Here is a 3,504-nt window from a genome sequence, read left to right on the forward strand (position 1 = left end):
CCGAGATGGTGATGCCGGGCGACAACATCACCGTCGATGTCGAGCTGATCGTGCCGATCGCCATGGAAGAGAAGCTGCGCTTCGCCATCCGTGAAGGCGGCCGTACCGTCGGTGCCGGCATCGTCGTCACCATCAAAGAGTAATCGTCGGCGCTGCCGGTTGAGATCGGATGCGAAAGGGCGGTCTTCGGGCCGCCCTTTTGATTCTGATATTCCGGCAATGGATTAACCGCATTGCCTTAAATCCTGTTGCAAGCGCCTCTGCCATAACTAGTATAGGTTGCATCGAGGGGGCTGCCCAAATGGTTCCATGGCGCCGTTTGCATAGTCAGGCATGGTGGTCGCTAGGGCTGATCTGCCTGGTGTCGTTGCTTGCCATGGGCCACGCTGCCTTCGCAGTGGATGCAAAGAAATCCACGCCGGAAAAATCCACGCCGGATTTCGGCCCGACGATGCGGTTCGTCGTCGTCCGCAGCAGCGCGCCGGGCTGCGAGCCGACCTGTCCGGAATGGATATCGGCGGAAGGCTCGATTGAAGCCGGCACGCCGGCCCTTTTCAAGCGCACGCTTAAGGCGCTTGGCGCCCGAAAGCTGCCGATCGTCGTCGATTCCCCTGGCGGCAATGTCGAAGCGGCGCTGACACTTGGTCGCCTGATCCGCAAGAACAAGCTCGATATCGCCGTCGGCAAAACCCGCTTCGCCGGCTGCCTGCCAGATATGAAGAACTGCAAGGAAAACGACGGCAAGGGCGCCCGTTATTTCGGCGATGCCTATGGCAACGGCGCCATCTGCAATTCCGCCTGCCCGTTGATGTTTTCCGGTGGCATCCGGCGCGTGGTCGGGGAGTGGGCCTTTCTCGGCGTCCATCAGATCACCACGACCTATGTCCGGACGAAATTGCTGTACCGCACCACCTACCGCATGGTGAAAGGCAAGAGGAAGATACTCAGTACCAGGGTCGTCAGCCGGAAGAACGCGGGCAGCTACAAGACCTACGAAATGAACAAACCGCTGGAGCGGAAGCTGGCGGCCTATCTGAAGGAGATGGGCGTCGGCCTGGGCGTGCTTGAGACCATGAAAAGCACGCCGGCCAGCGGCATCCAGCAACTGATTCCCCACGATATGCTGCAAATGAATCTCGTCACCAGTCTGGATGCCGTCGACCTGCTGACCGCGCCAACCCTGTGCAAATCCGATCCGTTGCCGGCGAGTTGCAGGGAAGTGCCGGCGCCGGCGAATATCGCGAAGCCGGCCGGGCAAGTGGTGGCGAGCGCCGAGCCTGCACCTCTGGGGCTCGAAACCCCGCCGGCGAAGGAGGTCGCTGACATGCGCTTCGTCCTGGTCCGCGGCAGCAACCCGCTATGCAATCCCAATTGCCCGGAATGGATCTCGGCCGAAGGCACGATTACCGCTGACACGGCCGAAAAATTGCGCCAACTGCTTGATAGCGTCGGCGACCGGCGCCTGCCCATCGTCATCAACTCGCGGGGTGGTGACGTGCTCGGTGCTTTGGCGGCCGGAAGGCTGATCCGCGAACGCAAGCTCGACGTCGCCGTGGCGCGGACGGATTTCATTGGCTGCGAGCCGCGGCAGGCCGACTGCACGGCCGAAGACGGCGTCTACAACGGGCTCACGGTCGATGCCGGCGGCGGTTGCGGCTCGGCCTGTCCGATCATGCTCGCCGGCGGTGTCAAATGCCTGGTCGGCCCGCGTGCACAGTTGAGCGTGCATTCGGTACGGCAGGAGCAAAAGGTCAAGGCCTATCTTGAGGACATGACTGTTGGACCCGGCATGTTTTCGGCGATGCAATCGGCGCAATACTCGCGCTACCGGCACCTTGAACCAGAGATGATGCTGAAAGTCGGGCTGACGACCGGGCCTGGGTCCGCGGACGAATTGACCGGGCCTGGCATCTGCAGATCGGAGCCAAGGCCGGAGAACTGCCGCGAGATCTCGGGCGCCAAGGCTCAGGCCACCACGCCGGTCAAGTCGTAAGACCGGTCAAATCGTAAGACAGGCATGATAGCCGCGGCCGACTGGCCATCGAGGCAGGTTGAGCGGCGCTCGATATTTCCGCTATCGTCCAGCGAAGACCAGCATAGGGGGATAGCAAATGAGCCAGGATGCCCCGACATTGTTCGAATGGGCCGGTGGCACCGAAGCGCTGAACCGCCTGACCCAAACCTTCTACGACAACGTCTCTCGGGATCCCATCGTCGGGCCGGTGTTCAAGCACATGTCGCCGGACCATCCCGCTCACGTCGCGGCCTTCATCGGCGAAGTTTTCGGTGGACCGAAAACCTACAGCGAAAAGCATGGCGGCCATCGCGAGATGGTGATGCACCATCTCGGCAAGCATCTGACCGAGGAGCAGCGCCGGCGCTGGATCAATCTTCTCGCCGACGCCGCCGACGAGATCGGGCTGCCTGACGATCCCGAATTCCGCTCGGCTTTCATGGCCTATGTCGAATGGGGATCGCGGCTGGCCAGGATGAATTCCAACAAGGGCCCGACCTGCGATCCCGAGACGGAACCAATGCCGGCCTGGGGTTGGGGGGTGCCGGGCGGGCCTTACAAGCCGCCTTCGGGAACCTGACCGCGCGCGAATCGGTCGAAAGCCTGCCGGCCAGGAAAACGGGTGGCTATGGAGGTCTCGGTCCTCCAGGCTAACGGTTTAAAGTCGCCGTCGAATGGCGCGGCCACATTGAAAACCGGAGGCTTTGCGATGAGATCGGAAGGCAAGAAAAATTCAAACAGCGTCTTTGACAGCGACCGCGGAATCCGAAATCCGTTTGGCGTCATGGACGTCCCCACTCCCGACGACGAGGAGGTGTCGGCGTTCGCCGCCGGCGTGAAACTGGAGGGAACTCCAAGCGATGAAAATGCCGAGGCCTGGGGCACCGAAAGCGACCACGACCGCAACGACACCATCGAAGGCAGCTGGTCCAGCCGTTGGAACGGCGGTGCCGATCCCACGATCCCGGGCGATACCGAGGATAAATGGAAGTCTGGCCGGGGCGAGGTGAAGACGGCGGGAGAGAGGGTTTACCTGCTGTTCGATTGGCATAATGGCGTGCGCAAGGGGCTCATCGATGCCCAGCGCCAGGGTGCGAAAGGGCTGGTGGGAAAATACATCAATCTGACCGACCCGAAAATCGTGCGTCCATGGGTCGGCTTGATCGTCAGCAATCAACGGATCGACGGGAAATGGCCGGGAGGACGCCTGGACTTTCGAAGATGAAGGCCGGGTAGCGCACGTCGCTCTTTACAGAGCGCGCGGAAGCTTTTAGGAAGCGCCTGCTGCGCCGACATGCGCATACGGGCATAGCTCAGTTGGTAGAGCGGCGGTCTCCAAAACCGCAGGTCGTAGGTTCGAGCCCTGCTGCCCGTGCCATTCTTCGAAGGTACGACCCGGAGACATGGGTAACAGAATGTACCTAAGACATGGGTGACAACCTCGTGCCGAACGGGTTGTCGATGGTCTGCAAGGTTCTCTGTTCCAGGTC

The 3,504-nt window shown here is 61.4% G+C and carries 4 protein-coding genes and 1 tRNA gene; all 5 read left to right on the forward strand.

Annotated features, from left to right (window positions below; all coding sequences use genetic code 11):
* Positions 1–143: EF-Tu C-terminal domain-related protein (locus NKJ13_RS31345; protein ID WP_023796561.1), on the forward strand; the 143-nt coding region annotated here is incomplete at its 5' end.
* Between the two features lie 158 nt (positions 144–301).
* Complete coding sequence (locus NKJ13_RS31350) at positions 302–1,993, forward strand: COG3904 family protein (RefSeq protein ID WP_352779545.1); 1,692 nt, start codon at positions 302–304, stop codon at positions 1,991–1,993.
* A gap of 118 nt (positions 1,994–2,111) precedes the next feature.
* Positions 2,112–2,594: a group II truncated hemoglobin gene (locus NKJ13_RS31355; protein ID WP_352509926.1), complete on the forward strand. Its 483-nt coding sequence runs from the start codon at positions 2,112–2,114 to the stop codon at positions 2,592–2,594.
* Between the two features lie 48 nt (positions 2,595–2,642).
* Positions 2,643–3,239 carry a hypothetical protein gene (locus NKJ13_RS31360; protein WP_352741124.1) on the forward strand — a complete coding sequence of 199 codons (597 nt, stop codon included), beginning with the start codon at positions 2,643–2,645 and terminating at the stop codon, positions 3,237–3,239.
* Between the two features lie 77 nt (positions 3,240–3,316).
* A tRNA-Trp gene (locus NKJ13_RS31365) sits at positions 3,317–3,392 on the forward strand.
* Positions 3,393–3,504: the final 112 nt, after the last annotated feature.

It is taken from the genome of Mesorhizobium sp. M0174 (genome assembly GCF_040322275.1).
Classification (GTDB): Bacteria; Pseudomonadota; Alphaproteobacteria; order Rhizobiales; family Rhizobiaceae; genus Mesorhizobium.